This is a genomic window from Thermoanaerobaculia bacterium (genome assembly GCA_035717485.1).
Classification (GTDB): Bacteria; Acidobacteriota; Thermoanaerobaculia; order UBA5066; family DATFVB01; genus DATFVB01.
Genome location: DASTIQ010000149.1, coordinates 1 through 20,418 on the forward strand (window position 1 = coordinate 1; position 20,418 = coordinate 20,418).

Genomic DNA, 20,418 nt, shown 5'->3' on the forward strand with positions numbered 1-20,418 from the left:
ATCCACTCCCCCGCCGCCGGCCGGCGCGCCGACCCGCCGGGACCCGCGGGCGCATCCGAGCGGCCCAGGACGTCGCGATCCGGGCCGTACGCGCTCACGCGCCGCCGGAGCCCGCCCAGCGCCGTCTCCCGATCCCTCGGAAGGACGTACTCGGGGTGAACGGTGAGGGCCGAATACGCGACGCGGCCGTCGCGGTCCAGGAATTCGAGGGAGTAAACGATGCCCGGCGAGCCGCCGGACCAGCGCACGACCGATCGGCCGGTCGCGCGATCACGCTCGATCGACGGCGGGCCGAGAGCGACCCGACGGGGAACGACGATCAGGCGCTTCCACGGCGTCGGCTCGCCGTCGACGTCGACCGGAAAGATGGGCCGGACGCGCCATCGCATCGGGCCCGTTCCCATCTCCGCGAGATCGCGCGGCGACGGCCGCCAGGCGGGATCCGCCGTTCGCCAGCTCCGCGGCGGCGATCCCGACTCCGGCGCCACTTCGATCCGGTATCCGCTCGCGCCCGGCGTCAACGTCCAGGAAAACCGGGGCGGAGCGCGCCCGAAGACCGCGTCCTCCGGCGGATCGATCGTACGAAACGCCTCGGCCGATCCGCTGATCGCGATCACCGCGACCGGCGGGGATTCGAGCCGCTGCGGAGATTCGATCGCGATCGAGATCCGGTGTCCCCCCGCGTAGGAAAACGGCATCGGCACGTGAGCCTGGACCTCGACCGGCTGACCCGCGGTCACCGCCGCGACGAAACGGTCGAACGGAAAGCCGTCGAAGAGCCACGAACCCCGGACGGTTCCCGTTCCCGACGTCGCGAGGAGACCCCGGGGATAGACCGTCTCGCCCTGTCCGATCGCCGCGCCCTCGACGGGAAAGACGACGGCCGCCGTCGTCACGCCGACCGGGGCGCCGACGGCCCCCGCCGGGTAGACGAGGAGGGGCGCCGCGCTCGGAGAAGCGGACCCGTCCGGATTGCGAACGCCGATGCCGACGGCTCCCGCCGGCGCGTCGCCGGAAACCGAGACGACCGCGTGGAGCTCCGAAGCGGAGACGAATGTCGTCTGGTCGGCCGAAACGAACTGCGAATTCGACGTGACGGCCGCGCCGGGCGCGAAGTTCGAGCCCGCGATCACGAGGCGCGCGCCCCGTGTTCCCGCCGCCACACCGCGCGGAGAGATCGAGGCGATCTGCGGCCCGACGGACGGAGCCGCGACGGAGAGAGAAAGAGAATTCGACGTTTGCCCGTCCGGGTTTCGGACCGTGACGCTCCTCGTCCCCGGCGTCGCCCCGGGAATCGGCGAAAACGTCGCGGAGATCTGCGTGGGCGAGATCACGGCGACCGATGAGACCGTGACGTCTCCGCCCGATACCTGAACCGACGCGCCGGGCTGGAAATGGGTGCCGGTGAGGACCACGGAAGCGGGCGATCCCGCGACGATCGCCGCCGGCGTGATCGACGAGAGCGCGGGCGGGGGCGGCGGGACGACGGTGAACGACAGGGCATTCGAGATCTGGCCGTCGGGGTTCTTCACCGTCACCGCACGCGGGCCGGGAGGCGCGGCCGCCGGGGTCGCCAACGTCACCGAGATCTGCGTGGGAGATGTGATCACCACCATCGACACCGCGACGTCGCCTCCGGACACGAGAACGGTCGCGCCGGGAAGGAAGTTGGCGCCCGAGAGCGAGACCGCAACGGACGCGCCCGCCGGCGCGGACGCCGGCGCGACCGCCGTGAGGAGCGGCGCGGGAGGGTTCGTGACCTGGACGGAAAACGGGGACGTCTTCGTCGTCGCGCCGCTCGTCGCGACGAGCGTCCCCGCGTAGGTTCCGGGCACCGCTCCCGGGCCCGCCGCGAACGCGAACGAGAGCGCGGGATAGGGCGGCCCCGCCGTCTGCGGGCCTCCGAAAGCGATGAACGAGGGAAGGCCCGAAAACGAGTAGGTGATCGGCGCGGTGAAGCCCGGGTCGGTCGTCGTCGTCACGGAGACGCTTCGGGCGGGACCGAAAGCCTCGAGGGCGAGCGGATCGGGGCTCGCCGCCGCCTGGAACGAGGGCGTCTTCACCTGGAGGAGAACCGTGGCGCTGCCCCCCGACTCCTTCGAAAGATTCGGCGGATCGGTGATCTTGACCGCATAGGAGCCGGGCGGAGTCTGGGCCGACGTCACGAAATGGAAGATCACCTGCGAGAAGACGCTGTTCTTGGCGAAAGAGTATTTCGGGACCGGATCCGCGGACACGCCGGCGGGAAGACCGCCGAGCTGGAGCGTGCTGGAACCGAAACCCGAGGCGGGCGCATAAGAGATCGAGACGACGAGACTCGAACTCGTCTGCGTCGGAAAGACGGAGACCGTCGTGGGAGACACGCTGACTTTGGAGGTTGCCATCGCCGGAGACGCGGCGGCCATCGCGAAAGACGCGATGATCATAGTCGCCCGCACTCGAGGCTTCAGCACGGCAGACGGCCTCCTGATTCTCGGCGAACTCCGGAGAGAGAAGTTGAGGGGACTATATCGGACGACGCGCGGAACCGCGCCACCAGACCAAACGAATCGAATCGCTCTGGGGGGCGACTCGCGCCGACCGCGAACGATCATCTCCGGGACGACCCGGAGACGCTATTTCGCCGTCATGCTCTCCAGGATGTCTTCCTTCCAGACGTACTTGAGGCGTCTGCGCCCGCGCGCCGCGTTCTTCTGGAGCGCGTAGGCGTAGAGCATCGGGAGCGCGACCGACGTCTCGACGAACGCCATCTCGTGCGTCGCGGTCTTCGAGACCTTGCCCCACGACGTCGCCTCCGAGAGCGTCGAGCCGCCGAGGCCGCCCCAGTGCGGCGCGTCGGTCGTGATCTGCAGCGCGTAGCGGTGGCCCCCGGTGTCGAGCCCGAAGATGTAGCTCATCACGATCGAGTCGTTGATGTAGTTCTTCGGCACTCCTCCCGAGATGTAGAGCGCCGCCGTCGCCTTCGACTTCACGACGATCTGGGTCAGCTCGTAGTTGTCGCGGATCGAGGAGATGATGAACGGCTCCTTCCCCTGCTGCCGCGCGCGGTGATAGTGCTCGGTCAGCCCGATCCCGATCGACGAGTCGTTCAACGCCGGAACGAAGAGCGGGACGTTGCGGCGCGCGCAGGCGCCGAGGATCGATCCCTCGTCGTGGCGGGCCGTCTCGGCGAGCAGCCGAAGGAACGCGCGAGACGAGAGCGCCTTCCCGGCGAGCCGGTCCGCGAACTGCGATACGGCCATGTCCGTCTCCCAGTACTTCTCCTCGTCGATGAACGTGTCGTAGAGGCGGTCGATGTAGAGGTCGCGGAGCATGCGGTCGTCGATGTCGGGAGTGCCGTGATAGTGCCGACCGCCCCGCACCTGGTAGTAGTCCTGCGAGATGATCGCGCCGGTCGAGACGATCACGTCGACCATGTTGTTCTCGACGAGATCGACGATCACCTGGCGCATTCCCGCGGCGATCAGGGATCCGGCGAGGCCCAGGAAGATCGTCGGCCGGTCCTTGTCCCGGAGCGCCTTCTCGAAGACTTCCGCGCAGCGGCCGAGCGCGCGCGCCTGGAAGGAGATGTCCCGGTATTTGTCCAGGAGCTCCGAGACCGTCGTATCGGCCTCGATCCGGACCGGCGTCGTCGGACGGCCTAGGAGCGCTTTCTTCTTGCGGCGGTCGACGCCGACCGCCGCGCCGTGGACGTACTCCTCGGCCGTCTTCCCGACGCGCCGCTTTCCCTGGGGTTTTGCCATGTCTTCGGTCCTTTCGCCAGAATCCGGTAGGCCGCCATCGCGGCGCCGTACCCGGAGTCGATGTTGACGGCCGCCACTCCGTTCGCGCACGAAGCGAGCGCGGAAAGGAGCGACGCGAGCCCGTCGAAGTTCGCGCCGTAACCACGCGAGGTCGGAACGCAGATGATCGGCCGGCCGACGAGGCCCCCGATCACGGAGAACATCGCCCCTTCCATTCCGGCGACCGCGATCACGACGTCCGCGCGCTCGATCTCCTCGAGCTTTCCGAGGAGCCGCACGACGCCCGCGACCCCGACGTCGGCGATGACGCGGGAAGCGACGCCGAGGTACTCGAGCGTCCGCCGCGCCTCGTGCGCGACGTCGACGTCCGCGGTCCCCGCCGTCACGATCGCGACGTCCCCGGGGAGCGGCCGGCTGGGCTTCCCGACGTGGACGACGAGCGTTCGCGAGCGCGGGTCGTAGTCGGCCCGGCCGGGAAGCGCCTCGCGCGAGATCTCCTCCCAGGCGTCGGGGAGCAGCCGCGTGACGAGCACGTCGTTCTCCCGCGCGAGCTGGCGGACGATCGCGACGATCTGCGCCGTCTCCTTGCCCGAGGCGAGGACGACCTCGGGGAACCCGAGGCGGCGCACCCGGTCGAAATCGAGGATGAAATCGGATGGGGCCATCGGGCCGGATCATACAGGCGCGAGGCCGCCCCGGTCTTCATCGAACTCTGAAAAATGAAAGCGGCGCCGGGCGGCGCGATCCCCCGGAAACAATGGGGCGGCGCCGGGGTCTTCGGACACGCCGGCGCGGAAACGGAGGGAGGACGATGGAACGACGAATCGACGGAGGGCTCCCCTTCCTGTGGGCGGCGCTGGCGCTGGCGGCCATGACGGCGCTCGCGGCGCGGGGATCCGACCGCGCCTCTCCGGGGGACGATCGGGACGGCCAGGCGCTCTACGCGAAGAACTGCCTTTCCTGCCATGGCGATTCGGGACGCGGCGACGGGCCGAGCGGCCTCTTCCTGAAGCAGAAGCCGGTGGACCTCCGGTCGGGTTCGGTCCGGAAGATGAGCGACGACGAGCTCTTCTCGCGAATCACGGAGGGCAAGCCGCCGATGCCGGGTTTCGGGAACCGTCTGAGCGCCGAAGACCGGCGGGCGCTCGTTCGCTACGTCCGGGAGCTCGTCGCCCGCGATCGCTGAAGCGAGCTCGCCCGCGGGACGTCGTGGTAGAAGGTCCCGATGACGCCCGAAGAATTCCGCCGCTGGGGCCACGCGATCGTGGACTGGATCGCCGACTACCGGGAACGGGCGCCATCGCTGCCGGTCCTGCCGTCGGTCGAGCCGGGCGCCCTCGCCGCCGCGCTTCCGGCCGCGCCCCCCGAGACCGCCGAGCCGTTCGAAAACGTGATCGCCGACCTCGACCGTCTCGTCGTCCCCGCGACGACGCACTGGCAGCATCCGGGGTTCTTCGCGTTCTTCCCCTCCAACGGCGATCTCGCCTCGGTACTGGGGGACTTCGTCTCGACGGGTCTCGGCGTGGTGGGGCTGTCCTGGCAGGCGTGCCCGTCGCTGACCGAAGTGGAGGAGGTCGCGACCCGGTGGCTCCGCGACATGATGGGACTGTCGTCCGCCTGGAGCGGCGTGATCGCGGACACGGCGTCGACCGCGACTCTGCAGGCCCTCCTCTGCGCCCGCGAGAGGGCGACCGGCTATTCGCTGGCGCGCGGAGGGCTCGCGGGAGAGGCCCCGCTTTCCGTGTATTGTTCGGAGCAAAGCCACAGCTCGGTCGAGAAAGCGGCGCTGCTGGCGGGTTTCGGCCGCGCGCACCTCCGGAAGGTCGGGGTGGACGCGGCGTACGCGATGCGGCCGGACGCGCTCGCCGAGGCCGTCGCCAGGGACGTCGCGGCGGGCGTCCGTCCGTGCGCGGTCGTCGCGACCTCGGGAACCACCGCCGTGACGGCGTTCGACCCGCTCGCCGCGATCGCGGAGGTCGCCCGCGCCCACGGCCTCTGGCTCCACGTCGACGCGGCGATGGCCGGCCCCGGGATGATCCTCCCGGAGCTCCGCCCGCTCTGGGAGGGCGTCGAGGGCGCCGACTCCCTCGTCGTCAATCCCCACAAGTGGCTCGGCGTTTCCTGCGACTGCTCCGTCTACTACGTCCGCGATCCCGAGCATCTCGTGCGCGTGATGAGCACGAATCCGAGCTATCTCCGGAGCGCCGTGGACGAGAAGGTGACCAACTACCGCGACTGGGGCATCCCCCTCGGCCGCCGGTTCCGGGCGCTGAAGCTCTGGTTCCTCATCCGGTCCGAAGGCGTCGAGGGCCTCCGCCGCAGGCTCCGCCGCGACCTCGACAACGCGCGCTGGCTCGACGGAGAGGTCCGGAAGCGTCCCGGGTGGCGCGTCGTCGCGCCGGTGCGGCTTCAGACCGTCTGCATCCGCCACGAGCCGGGCGGGCTCCCGGGTGACGCCCTCGACCGGCACACGCTCGCCTGGGCGGAGGCCGTGAACCGGTCCGGCGAGGCGTTCGTCACGCCGGCGACCCTCGACGGCCGATGGATGGTCCGCGTCTCGATCGGCAACCTGGGGACGGAACGCGAGCACGTCGTCCGGCTGTGGCGCCGGATGATCGCCGAAGCCGAGGTTGACTAAGATAGGGAATTCGGGAGGTGAACCATGGTCGTCGTCCGCAACGTCTTCCGCCTCAAGTTCGGCAAAGCCCGCGACGCGCAGGAAGCGATGAAGAGCCTCCTCGCGATCAACCGCCGGGCCGCGACCACGAGCGAGATGCGGGTCCTGACCGATCTGACCGGACCGTTCTACACGCTGGTCCTGGAGCTGACGTTCCCGACCATGTCGGCGCTCGAGCAGGGGGAGTCCGCGGCCATGACCGATCCCGCCTGGAAGGACGCCTACGCGAAGTTCGTCCCGAACGTCGAGTCGGGATTCCGCGAGATCTTCCGCGTCGTCGAGTAGGACTGCGCAGAAAACAGAGGACACGATGAAGCCGATCCGCCGGGTGCTCGCCGCGGCCGCGGCGCTGGGATGCTCCTTCGCCGCCGCGGGAGCGACGGCCCCCGCCTCCGCTCCCTTTTCCGGGCTCCACTGGCGGTCCATCGGACCGTTCCGCGCCGGATGGGCGACCTGCATCGAGGGGATTCCCGACCGGCCCGACACCTTCTACTTCGGCGCCGCGGTCGGCGGGGTGTGGCGGACCGACGATGCGGGCCGGACGTGGAACCCGCTGTTCCAGAACGAGAAGACGGCTTCGGTCGATGCGCTGGCGATCGCCCCTTCGGACCCGAACGTGATCTACGTCGGCACGGGCCAGGTCGAAACGCGCTACGACATCCCCTCCGGGCGCGGCGTCTACCGGTCCGACGACGCCGGAAAGACGTGGCGGCATCTGGGTCTCGACGCGACCCGCGCGATCGGGCGCATTCTGGTCGATCCGAAGAACCCCGACGTGGTGCTCGCCGCCGCGCTCGGACACATCTTCGCGGCCAATTCCGATCGCGGCGTCTACCGGTCGGAAGACGGCGGCCGGACGTGGAAGAAAACGCTCTTCGTCGACGAGAACACGGGTGCCGTCGATCTCGCGGCCGATCCGCGGAACCCCGCGGTCGTGTACGCGGCCGCATGGCAGGCGCGGAACTATCCCTGGCTTTCCTACTTCCAGCCGAACGTCGGCCCGGGGAGCGGCGTCTACAAGTCCGAGGACGAGGGCCGGACGTGGAAGCGGATCTCGGGCGGCGGCTGGCCGGCGGGGAACCTCGGCCGCATCGGCCTCGCGGTTTCGAGCAACGGCCGGGTCTGGGCCGCCATCTCCGCGAGCTCCTCGAGCGGCAACTTCGATCTCGGCGCGGAGGAGGGAAACCAGACCGGCCTCTACCGGTCCGACGACGGCGGCGCGACGTGGACGCTCGTCTCCTCGGAAAAATGGATCGGCAGCGACTACTTCGGCCGCGTCACGGCGGACCCCGTCCATCCCGACATCCTGTACATGACGGGGCAGTCGATCCGCCGATCGACGGACGGCGGAAAGACGTTCGAGGTCTTCAAGGGCGCGCCGGGAGGAGACGACTACCACTTCGTCTGGATCAACCCGAAGCATTCCGACCACATCGCGACGGGGAGCGACCAGGGCGCGGTCGTCTCCGTCAACGGCGGGCAGACCTGGAGCAGCTGGTACAACCAGCCGACGGGCCAGTTCTACCATCTCGCCGCCGACGACCGCTTCCCGTACTGGATCTACAGCGGCCAGCAGGACAGCGGTACGGTCGGCATCGCGTCGCGGAGCGACTACGGCGCGATCTCCTTTCGCGAATGGCACCCCGTCGGCGGCGACGAGCGCGATTACGACGTGCCCGATCCCGGCGATCCGCTGACGATCTACGCGAGCGGCCTCGGCGGGAACCTCCGCCGCTTCGACACGCGAACCGGACAGAGCGCGGCGATCGACCCCAACGTCGTCTCGGTGTATGCGCAGCGCGCGACCACCGTGAAGTACCGGTACACGTGGATCACGCCGATCGCCGTCTCCCCGCGCGAGCCGCACGCGGTCTACCAGGGCGCCCAGGTGCTCTTCCGGTCGCGCGATCGGGGCCAGTCGTGGGAGATCATCAGCCCCGATCTCTCCCGCGCGGTGGCGGGAACGAAGGGATGCGACGGGGCGATCACGATCGCCAATGCCGCCCCCTGCGGCTTCGGGGTGATCTTCTCGATCGCGCTCTCGCCGCGATCGGACGACGACATCTGGGTCGGCACGGACGACGGTCTGATCCAGCGGACGCGGGACGGCGGAAAAACGTGGGTGAACGTCACGCCCCGCGGGCTCGAGCCCTGGAGCAAGATCGCCTCGCTCGACGTTTCGGCGCTCGATCCCGAGACCGCCTACGCGGCGGTCGACCGGCAGCGCCTGGACGACTTCACGCCGCACGCGTACCGGACGCACGACGGCGGCAGGACCTGGACGGCGATCACGGGCGGGCTTCCCGCGGACGGCTTCGTCGACGTGGTCCGCGCCGACCCGGAGCGCCGCGGGCTGCTCTATGCGGGAACCGACGCCGGCGTCTTCGTCTCGTTCGACGACGGCGACCACTGGCAGTCGCTCCAGCTCGACCTTCCGACGACGTGGGTCCGCGATCTCCTCGTCCACGGCGACGACCTGATCGCCGCGACGCAGGGTCGCGCGATCTGGATCCTCGACGACGTCTCGCCGCTCCGCCAGGCCGAGGCCGCGACGGCGACGACCGCCGTTCGCCTCTTCCGCCCCGCCGACGCCTACCGCCTGCGGCGGAGCGAAGCCTCGGACACGCCGCTTCCGCCCGAGACGCCGCTCGGCGAGAACCCTCCGGCGGGCGCCGTGATCGACTACTGGCTGGGCTCCGCGGCCCCGGGACCCGTGGTCCTCGAGATCCTGGACGAGAAGGGGCGAACCGTCCGTCGATTCTCGAGCGAAGACCGCCCCGAATCGATCAAGACCAACCGGTACTTCGCGGCGGCGTGGTTGAAGCCCGCCGCGGTTCCGTCCCGCGAGGCCGGCCATCACCGGGTCGTGTGGGACCTCCGGTATCCGCGCCCCCGCGTCGAAGAATACGAGTACACGATCGCGGCGATCTGGGGAAAGGACACGCCCGCGGAGCCCGAAGGCGCGCTCGCCGCGCCCGGCAAGTACACGATCCGGCTCACCGCCGCGGGGAAAATCGAAACCCAGCCGCTCGTCCTGCGGATGGACCCGCGCGTTTCCGTGCCGGCCGGGGCGATCGCGCGCCAGCTGGAGGCCGCCCTCGATGCCGCCGTCCAGATGGAGCGCTCGTTCGCGGCCGCCGAGGAGCTCGGGACGTACCGCAGGAAGATCGCCCCCTCCGGACCGCCGCCCGAAAAGACGGCGCTCGAGCGCCTCGCGCCGTTCGAGGGCGCCGGCGGATTCGCCCGGCTCAACCGCCGCTTCGCCGCGGTCTTCGAAGCCGTCGAGAGCGCCGACAACGCTCCGACCGCGCAAGCCGAGGCGGAGCTTCAGCGAACCAAGAGCGAGTTCGAGGCGCTGCTGGCGAAATGGAAGGAGCTACCCCGATAAAGGGGGGGTAGCCCGAATCCCGGACACACTTCGGAAATCGCCAGGCGATTCCCGCAGCCGTGCTGCTGCAACGAGGAGCCGGGCGAGCCGGATGAGCAGACTGTCAGGCGATTCCGAGCGACGATCTTGGACGTCCCGAGATGAAGATCGCCGGATTCCCGGACCTTCGCATCGCCTGATTTTTCGCCGAAGTGACTGAGGCGAAAGATCTGCGATGCGGGAGCGGGAGCGCTGCGAGGGGGTGCCCGTCGGCGCGGTCGAGCCGCTCGTTCGGCGAGCCGCGCGACGGGCACGAGCTCCGGTCCCCGAGCAAGCCCGCGACGGAATGGCGGGTGGGGCGCGGAGCTGATCTTTCGATCGTTCCGCGCCCCTTCTGCAATTGGTGAGATGTTTTGGAGAGGCGCGAGGGATTTCCCCTCGCCCATGAAAACCGGACCTCTCCCGCGTTTATTCCGGAACCGCGAGCTCTCCGCGAAAAATCGTGACCGCGGCTCCCCCGAGATAAACCCTTCCGTTGCCGCGGGTTCGAACCGAGACGGCTCCTCCGCGCGCAGAAGCCTGAAATCCCCGGAGATCGTTCTTCCCGAGACGCTCGGCCCAGAACGGTCCGAGGCAACAGTGCGCGGATCCCGTGACCGGATCCTCGTCGATTCCGGACGAGGGGGCGAAAAACCGGGAGACGAAGTCGAACGCCGGGTCCTCCGAGCGAGCCGTGACCATCACGCCGCGCCCCTCCGAACACGCGGTCGCCAGCCGGGCGAAGTCGGGCCGCAGACCCCGGACTTCCGACTCCCGTTCGACGAGCACGAGGTAATCGAGACGATTTCTCCCGAACCACCGGGGATCGACGCCCAGCGCGTCGACGATCCCGGACGGCGGCGGGACTTCCCGCGCCGTCTCCTCGGGGAAATCGAGCTCGATCGCTCCTTCGGACCCGCGGGCGAAGAGAGAACCGCTCTTCGATTCGAAGCGAATGGGCCGCCCCGCCATCGCGATCTTTCCTTCCCAGAGAAAATGGGCGCTCGCCAGGGTCGCGTGGCCGCAGAGGTCGACCTCCATCGTCGGGGTGAACCAGCGGATCTCGATCGCGTCGGACCCGAGCGGGCGGAGAAACGCGGTCTCCGAATAGCCGAGCTCCCGGGCGACGGACTGCCGCCACGAGGCCGACGCATCGCGGTCGAGCAGGCAGACGGCGGCGGGATTCCCCGCGAACGGGACGTCGGTGAAAGCGTCGACGAGCGAGAGCTTCATCGGGAGCGCGAGATCGGCCGGAGGCGTCCCGGCGTCAGGCGACCTCGACGCGCTGGATCGACTTTCCCACCGGCCGGCACCACGAGCGGTAGGCGGCGAGCTTTCCGCGGGCCGCGTCGAAGTAGAGCCGGCGGATGGAGCCGGTGATCTCGCCGGTCCGACCATCGCCGATCGGGCGGTGATCGACGCGCGTGATCGGCACGATTCCGATTCCGGTGCCGGCGAGGAAGGCTTCTTCCGCGAGGAGCAGTTCCGTCCGGTCGATCGTCCGTTCGCCGACTTCGATTCCGAGCTCGCGCTTGGCGAGCTCCATCACGGTTCGACGGGTGATCCCTTCGAGGACCCCGTCGGTGACCTGCGGCGTGAGCAGCTGTCCGCGCCGCACGAGGAAAATGTTCGACACGGTCGCCTCGCTGATCTTTCCGCGGCCGTCGAGGAGAATCGCGTCGTCGAAGCCCGCCTTCTGGGCGTCGTTCTTCGCGAGCGCCGAATTGATGTAGCCGCCCGTCACCTTGCCGCGCGGGGGGATCACCGCGTCGTCGATCCGCCGCCAGGAGGAAACCGTCAGGTGCGCGCCTTCGTCGCGGTCGAGATACTTGCCGAACGGGAACGCGACCATCGACACCGACGGCGTGAGGCCCTGGAGCCGGACGCCGATCGTCTCGTCGGACAGGAAGGCGAGCGGTCGGATGTAGCAGTCTTCCCGGTATCCCTCGGCGCGGAGCAGCGCGACGAGGCTCTCGGCAAGGTCGTCGGCGGAATACGGGAGGTCCATCGAGAGCAGCCGCGCGGACTCGAGGAATCGCTGGAAGTGGTCCCGGGCGCGGAAGATGAAGAGCTCTTCCTCTTCCGGGTTCCAGAATGCGCGCACGCCGGCGAAGCAGCCGGTGCCGTAGTTGAGCGCATGCGTCAGAAGACCGACCTTGGCTTCGCCGTAGGGAAGGATTCGCCCGTCGAAGAATGCGAATTTCGGGAGAACCATACGCTCACCTCCTCAAGCCACTTGATCCAGTTTCCTCGCTTCGCCTCGGATTCTTGGGCAATTGTAATGCCACTTCAATATCCAATCCAGTATAATTGGACTGATGTCGGGAACGGACGCGTTCGAATTGGTGTCGGCGCTCGGAGGGTGGAGAGAGAGGCGGGGCCCCTCGTATCGCCGGCTCGCGGAAGCCCTGCGCGACGCGCTCGTCGCGGGACGATTCCCCGTCGGAACGGTGCTGCCGCCGGAGCGGCGATTCGCCGAAGCGCTCGGCGTGAGCCGCACGACGGTCGTCGGCGCGTACGAAATGCTCCGGGCCGAAGGGTGGCTCGAGTCGGTCCAGGGAAGCGGCACGCGCGTGCGCCGCGAGGCCCCGTCGCGGGCGAGCGCGGCGCCGCTCGCCGCGCAGCGCCGGCACAGCGCGTTCCGCGGCCTCGTGGATTCGGGCGGGACCGCGGTCTCGTTCCTCGGTCTCCATCTTCCGGCCATCGCGCCGGACTTCGAAGAAACGCTCGCCGAGACCGCGCGCGACTCCCGCTCGCTCCTGCGCGGACACGGCTACAGCGGCCTCGGCCTCGCGCCGCTGCGCGAGGCGATCGCGCGGCATCTGACCACCGGCGGGCTTCCGACACGATCTTCGGAGGTGCTCGTCACCCACGGCGCGCAGCAGGCGATCGGTCTCGCCGCGCAACTCCTTCTCCGCCGGGGCGACGCCGTCGTCCTCGAAGACCCGACGTATCTCGGCGCGATCGATCTGTTCGAGGCGACCGGCGCGCGGCTCGTGACGGTCCCGGTGGGCCCGGCCGGCGTCCGCCTCGAACGGCTCGCGGCGGCCGTCGAGCGCGAACATCCGCGGGCGATCTATCTCATGCCCACCTTCCAGAACCCGGTCGGCCCCGTCATCCCGGAAGAGGCCCGGCGAGAAATCGCGGCGATCGCCGATCGCCACGGAACCGTCGTCGTGGAAGACGGGACGCTCGAGGACCTCGATTTCGGAACGCGACCGCCGCCGCCCATCGCCGCGTTCTGCCGCAGCGGGCGAGGGGTGACGATCGGCTCGCTCTCCAAGCTCATCTGGGGCGGCCTTCGCGTCGGCTGGCTGCGCGCCCCGGCCGCCCTTCTGGACGCCGCCGCGGAGCTCAAGGTGATGAGCGATCTCGGGAACTCTCCCCTCTCGCAGACTCTCGCCACGCGCCTCATGCGGCGGCTTCCGGACATTCGAACGCGCCGGCGCGCCGAAATCGTCGAGCGATTCGAAGTCCTCGCGAGCGAGCTCACCCGGCGGCTCCCCGAGTGGGAGTGGACGCGGCCGCTCGGCGGGCTGTCGGTCTGGGTCCGCCTCCCGCGCGGCGACGCCGAGGAATTCGGGGCGGTCGCGCGGCGGCACGGCGTCGCGATCCTCCCCGGATCGGTCTTTTCCCCGTCGAACGGACATGCCGACCACATCCGCCTTCCGTTCTGCCTCGAGCCCGACGAGATCCGCGACGGCATCGCGCGGCTCTCGCGGGCGTGGGCGGAGTACGTGCCCGCGTCGGCCGGACGGCCGTCGGAGAGACCTCTTCACGTGGTCGTCTGACGGCCGAGCCGTCGGACGGACCACCCGGTCGCGAGTCGCAAGTCGCAAGTCGCAAGTCGCAAGTCGCAAAAAGGACAATCGGCGAATTCCGGCCGCAGATCGCGGACTCGGCACCTGGCATCGACTTTCGACTCGCGGACTCGCCGACTCGCCACTCGGAATTGCGCTCCGCGCGAACCGGGCGTATATTCGCGCTCCTTCGCGATCTTTGAATTCTTCGGTGCCCTTCCCCCCGAATTCCCGGGGGAGGGTGAAAAGGGAAGCGGGTGAAAAACCCGCACGGCTCCCGCCACTGTAACCGGGGACGCATGCGCCAGATCCACTGAACGCCGGGATGCAAGTTCCGCGTTTGGGAAGGGGCGAGATGCGGTCGATCCGGAAGTCAGGAGACCTGCCGAAGAGGAGTTGCGATGTTTCGTCGAGCGGGAGGCTTCGATGGACACGATTCTTCTCATCTTTCTCGCCGCACTCTCCCGATGGGTTCCCCACATTCCCAATTTCACGGCGGTCGGCGCCATCGCGATCTTTTCCGGCGCCCGGCTTTCCCGGCGGAGGGGAGCCTTCTTCATCCCTTTCGCGGCAATGGCGATCTCCGATTTCTTCATCGACTTCGGCACGGGCCGCGCGATCCTGACCCCGATCCGAATCGCCGTCTACGCCTCGTTCGCCGCGTCGCTGTTCCTCGGAAGGCTCCTCCCGGCGCGATCCTCCGTCGCACGGACGGCGGCCGTGGTGTTCGCTTCGTCGTTCGCGTTCTTCGTCGTCACGAATCTGGCGGTCTGGGCATCGAGCGGGATGTACCCGCACTCGCCGGCGGGCGTTTTTCGCTGCTATGCCGCGGCGCTCCCCTTCTTCCGGAACGACCTCTTCGGCACGCTCGCATGGACCGGGATTCTCTTCGCCGCCGAGGCCGTGGCCCGGCGGCATCGCGAGAAGCGCCGGACGGCCCTGGCGGTGCTGACGGTCGCCGCGCTCGTCCTGCCCTCCTCTTCCCGCGCCCAGGCCCTCCCCCCCGTGGCCGAAAACGTCGTGGTCTCCGCGTCGATCGCGCCGGAGGTCGAGCCGTCGATTTCGGCCTCCGTGACGGTGATCCCGCGCGAGCAGATCGAGAAGAGCGGGAAGACGGACGTCCTCGAGCTCCTGCGGGAGGTGCCGGGCGTGGACGTCGTCCAGAGCGGAGGAGCGGGCACCGTCGCGAGCGTCTTCATCCGCGGCGCGACCTCGTTCCAGACCCTGGTCCTGATCGACGGCGTCCGCGTGAACAGCCCCTACGGGGCGGGCTACGACTTCTCGAGCCTCCCCGCGCAGAACGTCGAACGGATCGAGGTCGTCCGCGGGCCGTTTTCCGCGCTCTACGGAGCGGACGCCGTCGGCGGAGTCGTCTCGATCCTGACGCGGGCGGCCTCCTCGACTCCTTCCGGCCGGGTCACGGCGGCGGCCGGCAACCGCGGGTTCCACGAAGAAACGCTCTTCGCGACCGGCGGCGCCGGACCGTTCTCGCTCGCGCTTTCGGGCCGCGACGTCCACGACGGCGGCGATCCCCAGGTCGTCGCGGGAACGGCGGTCGACAACGGCGCGTGGCGCGACCGGACCGGCTCGGCGCAGTTCGCGTGGACTCCGACCGACGGGTTCCGCGCGGGGTTGAACGTCGACCGGACGTTCGCCCGGACGGAGATTCCGTCGGACGGGTCCGCCGCGACGCCTCACCGCACGACGGATTTCGGCCAGACGATCTGGACGGTGCCGGTCCGGGCGCGCCTCGGCGACGACAACACTCTGACGGGATCGCTGTCGGAGGTCGATCTGCACCCCACCGCGTCCGATCCCGACGACGCGAGCGGCTTCTTCGCGAGCGACACCGTCGCGAAGACCCGCGGAGCGCGCGCCGCGGACAGCTGGTCGATTTCCCCGCAGAACACGCTCTCCGGGGCGGCCTCGTGGGAGCGATCCACGGTCGACTCCCAGGGCGCCTTCGGGCCGATCATCGCGGACCGCCGAATCTCCACCTGGGGAATCGCCGGGGAGGACCAATGGACGTTCGCGGGCGGCCGCTTCAAGGCGGTCGGCGGCGTTCGATACGACCGGCATTCGCAGTTCGGGTCCGCGACCGATCCGCGGGTCTCGCTCGTCTGGAACGTCGATTCTCTCGACTCGCTCCGCGCCTCGTACGGCACCGCGTTTCGGGCGCCGTCGATCGTCGACCTCTACTATCCCTTCTACGGGAACCCCGACCTCCAGCCGGAACGCTCGCGGAGCTACGAGGTCGGCTTCTCTCGATCCCCCGATCCGTGGCGCCTGGACGTCGCGCTCTTCCGCAACGACATCCGGGACCTCATCCAGTACGACGTCGTGCGGCAGCTGCCCGGCAACGTCGGTCGGGCGCGAACCGAAGGCGTCGAGGCTTCCGCCGTCTTCTCGGCCCGGTCGCCGCTCTCGGGACGCCTCTCCTACACCTACCTCCGCGCGGTCGACGAGACGACGGGAGACCCGCTCGTCCGCCGTCCGCGGCATCGCGGCGCGCTCGACCTCGCGTGGAACGCCCGGCCGTGGCTCGTTTTCGCTTCGGCGATCTGGGTCGGGCGCCGCGCCGACTTCGAGGCGGGCTATCCCTACGGGCCGACGGAGGATCCTTCGTACCTGCGCCTCGATGCCCACCTCGAATACCGCTGGCGGAGCGTGGCTCCGTTCGTGACGCTCGAGAACGCCCTCGATCGGAAATACGCCGAAGCGAACGGATTCCCCGCGACCCGGCGCCGCGTCTCGGCGGGCATGATCGCGACGTTCTGACGGCGCGACCGAATAGAATCGGAACATGCCCCGCATCACGAAGGTCTACACGCGCACGGGCGACGACGGTACGACGGGACTGGGAGGAGGGCAGCGCGTGCCGAAGGATTCCGCGCGCATCGCCGCCTTCGGAACCGTCGACGAGCTCAACTCGCAGATCGGCGCCGCGATCGCGGCGGGGCTCGATCCGGCCGTTTCGAGCCGCCTTTCCACGGTTCAGAACGAGCTCTTCCACCTCGGCTCGGATCTCTGCACCCTCGAGGACGACAAGGTGAAACGCCCCGTTCCGGTCATCGAGCAGCGGCACGTCGACGCGCTGGAAAGCTGGATGGACGAGATGTCGCGGGAGCTCCCCCCGCTCGAGAACTTCGTGCTCCCGGGCGGCGCGCCGGGTGCCGCCCGGCTCCATCTGGCGCGAACCGTCTGTCGCCGCGCCGAGCGCGAGGCGATCGCCCTTTCCCGGAAGGAGAGAATCGGCGGGCATGTCGTGCCGTATCTGAACCGCCTCTCCGATGCGCTCTTCGTCGCGGCCCGATTCGAGAACCGGCGGCGCGGCGCGCCCGACGTCCTCTGGAACAGCCGGGTGTAGAATCCCCGGCGAGCGTTCCCGGTTCTCGTCGGAAAAGAAGGACGCGCTCCAAGGAGCGGCACATGAGGCCTCGACGGATTCTCGGGATTCCCTTCCTTCTTGGATCCCTGCTGACGGTCTGCGGCTGCGCGTCCCACTCGCTCTCCTCGAGCAATCCCCCGCCGCCGTACGCGCCCCCTTCGGCTCAGCCCGCGCCGCCTCCGCCGGCGCCGCCCCCGGTCGTCCCTCCGCCGCCCGCCGCTCCTGCCCCGGCGAACCCGCCCGCTCCGATCGAGCCGGCTGCTCCGGCGGGAGACTTCGGCTCGGGGAGCGGAGCGTCCTATGCGGCGCCGCCCCCCATGGGGGCGCCGGCTCCGTCGCTCTCTCCGGCCACGACCGAAATCCTGCGTCTGAAGGACGCCGGCTACACCGAAGACTTCCTGTTGAACAAGATCCGCGCGGACAACACGTCGTATCGGCTGACGGTCGACGACCTCGTCGCGCTGCGGCGGGCCGGCCTTTCGGAGACGGTGATCGACGCGATGCTTCGCGCGGGCGCTCCCGCGGCCTCCGCGGCCGCCGAGCCGGTGCAGCCGGTCGCCCGCCACGCGGAGTTCGACGGCCTGGTGCGCCAGAAGCAGGGATTCCTCGGCGTCGGCAGCTCGAAGAAGAAGAAGGTCGGAAAGTTCGTGATCGACGGGGAGCGGATCAACTGGTACCAGATGATCGACCCGGAAGACAACTTCTCGATCTCGGAGCGGAACATCCGCGAGCTGTGGTTGAACTGCGCTCCCCGGGCCGGAGAGAACCTCTGCCTCGAGCTGTGCTTCCGGACCTTCTCGGGCCAGGAGGGATGCTTCCGCGACGCGGGATGGGAAAACGGCGAAAACCGCCAGATCCTCGCGATGTACGACTACTTCCAGAAGGCATTCCCGAACACCTTCTTCTCGAAGCGCGAGAAGAAGACTTTCTGAATCGAAGGCGGATCATGGACCAACCCGACGACCGAACCGACGGAAAGATCGCCGACGAGATGCGCCTCCTCGGCGACTCGCTCTTCCAGCTCGGAAAGATCGCTTTCTCGAAGGGCCGCGCATTTTCGATCGACGCGCTCCGGCGCGCGCGGGCCGCGGTGGAGAAGGCCGCGGAAGAGCTCGAGAAGACCGGCAAGAAATAGGACGCGGCGCGGCGCGTCGGGCTCATCGACCGACGGCGGCGTACTGAGTCTGTTCCGTCAGCCGGTGTCGCGCTCCGGAAAAACGACATCGCGACCGCAGAGGTCGTTCTCGACGTTTGTCCGTTGAGAGCGAGTTCGCGGCGCGGTGAGACGCGAGCCCGACGGGATGCGGGCCGCCCGGGGGGTACCGGAACGTACGCCGGAGGGTCACACAGGCGGCACGCGCCCGTCCGGCTCGATGTATCGCCGGGCCGGCTACTTGGAAAACGACTTGCGGACGAGCGCAATGACCTGCGCCCGGAGTCTCTCCACGTCCCCCGAAATCTTCGCGGTCTCCTTCTCCATCGCCTGGACGACCGCCGGATCCTTGATCGAGCCGAGATTGATGCCGACGTTCAGCAGCGCGCCTTCCGCCGCTGCCGCGAGGAGCAGCGCCGCGACGCCGGCGTCCGAGGCGGCGTTCGGATTTCCCTTCTCCGCGACGAGCGGAACGCGAGAAAGGAGGGTCGCCGCGCAGCGCGCCGTTTCCATCGGCACGTCCGCCGCGTGACGCGCGGCTTCCTGCATGGCGCGGGACCGCGCTTCCTTCTCGTCGTCGGTCTCCTTCGGCAGCTTTCGCGCCGCGACCATGGCGTCGAAGGAGGCGGCGTCCTCGTTCATCAGCGCTTCGAGGCGCGCGCCGGCGCGATCGGCCTCTTCGGCGATCGGGCGGAGTTCGTCGGCCACGGACGCGAACTTCTCCTTCGGCAGCGTCAGCCCCAGCACCATCGACAGGAGAGACGCTCCCATCGCGCCCGCGCCGGCCGAGGCCGTCCCGCCTCCCGGCGTCGGCGCGTCCGATGCGAGGGACGCCCGGAAATCGCGGAATGCCTGTCGCTCAAAATTCATGCACGCGCCCTCCGATGATCGTGTGGGTGACCAGGGGCAGGCCCCAATGATAGACGAGGTGGCGATAGTCGGGAGCGTCCAGGATCACGAGGTCGGCGCGCTTGCCCGGCTCGACGGAGCCGCGGTTGGCGGCGAGCCCCAGGGATGCCGCTCCGTTCAGGGTGATCGCGGTCAGCGTCTCCTCGATCGACAGCCCGTAATCGTGGCAGGCGTGCCCCGCCACCGCCGGGAGCGATTCCGTGTTGCACGAGCCGGGATTCGCGTCGGTCGCGACGGCGACGGGTACGCCGGCCTCGACGAGCTCGCGCGCGGGGGCGCGACGCGACCGGAGCCACCACGCGGTGCCCGGAAGGAGGGTCGCGACCGTTCCGGCGCGCGCGAGCGCTTCGATCTCCCCGGGACCGATGAACAGGAGATGGTCGGCCGACGCCGCGCCGAGCTCCGCGGCGAGGAGGGCACCGCCGGAGCGGGCGAGCTCGTCCGCGTGGATGCGGATCCCGAGCCCGAGCTCCTTCGCGCGGAGGAGAATCGCCCGCGACTCCTCCATCGTGAAGACGCCTTCCTCGCAGAAGACGTCGCAGAAGACGGCGAGCCGCGCCGACGCGACGCGCGGCAGGATCTCGTCGACGTTCGCCCGGACCCAGCCGGCGCGGTCGCCCCGGTGCTCGACCGGGATCTCGTGCGCGGCGAGCAGCGTCGGAACGATGGAGACGATCTCCTCGGAAGCGAGGTCCCGCAGGATCTCGAGCGACCGGATCTCGCCTTCCACGTCGAGCGCATACCCCGACTTGGCCTCGGCGGTCGTCGTGCCGGAGCGGCGCATCGCGATCAGCCGCGAGCGCGTGGCCGCGGTCAGCGCCGGCCGGGAAGCCCGCCGCGTCGCCTCGACCGTCGCGACGATCCCGCCGCCGGACGCGGCGATCGACGCGTAGCTCTCTCCGGCCAGCCGCCGCGCGAACTCCGCCGCGCGGTCGCCGGCCCATACCGGATGCGTGTGGGCGTCCACGAATCCGGGGAGGAGCGTCTTTCCCGTGCCGTCGATCTCCCGCGCGGGCTCCGGAAAGCGGCCGCGCAGGTCCGCTTCCGTTCCGGCGAAGACGATCCTCTCCCCTTCGCACCGGACGGCCGCGTCGCGGATCACGACGAGCTCGCCCTGCGCGCGCCCGCGCCGCGCCGAGCGCCCGGTCGCCGTCGCGAGGCAGGAGAGGTTCCGGATTTCGAGGGACGAGGGCGCCGGCCGCTCAGCCGACATGATTCGCAGACGCCATTTGCGAGAAGGAGAGTCCGATGCGCGCTCCCGCGACGCGGGATTCTCCCGCCGAGTTAAGCGGCGCGGATCGCGTCCGCTTCAACTCGGCCTGAGCGTCTTCGATACTTCGCC

The 20,418-nt window shown here is 69.5% G+C and carries 16 protein-coding genes and 1 riboswitch; of the genes, 9 read left to right on the forward strand and 7 right to left on the reverse strand.

Annotated elements, in window-relative coordinates; genetic code table 11:
* The 3 genes from VFS34_07815 to larB all read right to left on the reverse strand — a co-directional run.
* On the reverse strand, positions 1 to 2,384 hold a 2,384-nt coding region (locus VFS34_07815), incomplete at its 3' end, for an IPT/TIG domain-containing protein (GenBank protein ID HET9794354.1).
* A 231-nt stretch (positions 2,385 to 2,615) separates the two neighbouring features.
* Positions 2,616 to 3,743 (reverse strand): deoxyhypusine synthase family protein, encoded by a 1,128-nt coding sequence (locus VFS34_07820; GenBank protein HET9794355.1) that lies wholly within the window; start codon positions 3,741 to 3,743, stop codon positions 2,616 to 2,618.
* On the reverse strand, positions 3,641 to 4,408 hold the full coding sequence (gene larB, locus VFS34_07825) for a nickel pincer cofactor biosynthesis protein LarB (GenBank protein ID HET9794356.1): 768 nt from the start codon (positions 4,406 to 4,408) through the stop codon (positions 3,641 to 3,643). The genes VFS34_07820 and larB overlap by 103 nt, the downstream gene beginning before the upstream one ends.
* A 146-nt stretch (positions 4,409 to 4,554) precedes the next feature.
* Between larB and VFS34_07830 the strand changes: the two genes are divergently transcribed.
* Genes VFS34_07830 through VFS34_07845 form a run of 4 tightly spaced genes read left to right on the forward strand, consistent with a single transcriptional unit; the run spans position 4,555 to position 9,808 of the window.
* Positions 4,555 to 4,929 carry a cytochrome c gene (locus tag VFS34_07830; GenBank protein HET9794357.1) on the forward strand — a complete coding sequence of 125 codons (375 nt, stop codon included), beginning with the start codon at positions 4,555 to 4,557 and terminating at the stop codon, positions 4,927 to 4,929.
* 39 nt (positions 4,930 to 4,968) lie between these two features.
* Positions 4,969 to 6,381 (forward strand): pyridoxal-dependent decarboxylase, encoded by a 1,413-nt coding sequence (locus VFS34_07835; protein ID HET9794358.1) that lies wholly within the window; start codon positions 4,969 to 4,971, stop codon positions 6,379 to 6,381.
* A 24-nt stretch (positions 6,382 to 6,405) separates the two neighbouring features.
* Complete coding sequence (locus tag VFS34_07840; protein ID HET9794359.1) at positions 6,406 to 6,705, forward strand: hypothetical protein; 300 nt, start codon at positions 6,406 to 6,408, stop codon at positions 6,703 to 6,705.
* A gap of 25 nt (positions 6,706 to 6,730) precedes the next feature.
* Positions 6,731 to 9,808: a hypothetical protein gene (locus VFS34_07845; GenBank protein HET9794360.1), complete on the forward strand. Its 3,078-nt coding sequence runs from the start codon at positions 6,731 to 6,733 to the stop codon at positions 9,806 to 9,808.
* A 447-nt stretch (positions 9,809 to 10,255) separates the two neighbouring features.
* Here VFS34_07845 and VFS34_07850 read toward each other — a convergent pair whose 3' ends face one another.
* Positions 10,256 to 11,059 carry a PhzF family phenazine biosynthesis protein gene (locus VFS34_07850; GenBank protein ID HET9794361.1) on the reverse strand — a complete coding sequence of 268 codons (804 nt, stop codon included), beginning with the start codon at positions 11,057 to 11,059 and terminating at the stop codon, positions 10,256 to 10,258.
* Between the two features lie 34 nt (positions 11,060 to 11,093).
* On the reverse strand, positions 11,094 to 12,041 hold the full coding sequence (locus VFS34_07855; GenBank protein ID HET9794362.1) for a branched-chain amino acid transaminase: 948 nt from the start codon (positions 12,039 to 12,041) through the stop codon (positions 11,094 to 11,096).
* A gap of 103 nt (positions 12,042 to 12,144) precedes the next feature.
* Here VFS34_07855 and VFS34_07860 point away from each other — a divergent pair, with 103 nt between their 5' ends.
* From VFS34_07860 to VFS34_07880, 5 genes are all read left to right on the forward strand, one after another.
* Positions 12,145 to 13,617, forward strand: coding sequence for a PLP-dependent aminotransferase family protein (locus VFS34_07860; protein ID HET9794363.1), 1,473 nt, complete (start codon positions 12,145 to 12,147; stop codon positions 13,615 to 13,617).
* Between the two features lie 201 nt (positions 13,618 to 13,818).
* A riboswitch (cobalamin riboswitch) is annotated at positions 13,819 to 14,031 on the forward strand.
* 21 nt (positions 14,032 to 14,052) lie between these two features.
* Complete coding sequence (locus VFS34_07865) at positions 14,053 to 16,404, forward strand: TonB-dependent receptor (GenBank protein HET9794364.1); 2,352 nt, start codon at positions 14,053 to 14,055, stop codon at positions 16,402 to 16,404.
* A gap of 25 nt (positions 16,405 to 16,429) precedes the next feature.
* Positions 16,430 to 16,993, forward strand: coding sequence for a cob(I)yrinic acid a,c-diamide adenosyltransferase (locus VFS34_07870; GenBank protein HET9794365.1), 564 nt, complete (start codon positions 16,430 to 16,432; stop codon positions 16,991 to 16,993).
* A gap of 62 nt (positions 16,994 to 17,055) precedes the next feature.
* Complete coding sequence (locus tag VFS34_07875) at positions 17,056 to 17,946, forward strand: hypothetical protein (protein ID HET9794366.1); 891 nt, start codon at positions 17,056 to 17,058, stop codon at positions 17,944 to 17,946.
* A gap of 14 nt (positions 17,947 to 17,960) precedes the next feature.
* Positions 17,961 to 18,149 (forward strand): hypothetical protein, encoded by a 189-nt coding sequence (locus tag VFS34_07880; GenBank protein ID HET9794367.1) that lies wholly within the window; start codon positions 17,961 to 17,963, stop codon positions 18,147 to 18,149.
* A 255-nt stretch (positions 18,150 to 18,404) separates the two neighbouring features.
* Here the strand turns inward: VFS34_07880 and VFS34_07885 are convergent, their stop codons facing one another.
* Both VFS34_07885 and hutI read right to left on the reverse strand, forming a co-directional pair.
* A complete protein-coding gene (locus VFS34_07885; GenBank protein HET9794368.1) occupies positions 18,405 to 19,037 on the reverse strand; it encodes a cyclodeaminase/cyclohydrolase family protein in 633 nt (210 codons plus the stop codon).
* Positions 19,027 to 20,289 carry an imidazolonepropionase gene (gene hutI / locus VFS34_07890; GenBank protein HET9794369.1) on the reverse strand — a complete coding sequence of 421 codons (1,263 nt, stop codon included), beginning with the start codon at positions 20,287 to 20,289 and terminating at the stop codon, positions 19,027 to 19,029. The genes VFS34_07885 and hutI overlap by 11 nt, the downstream gene beginning before the upstream one ends.
* Between the last annotated feature and the right edge of the window lie 129 nt (positions 20,290 to 20,418).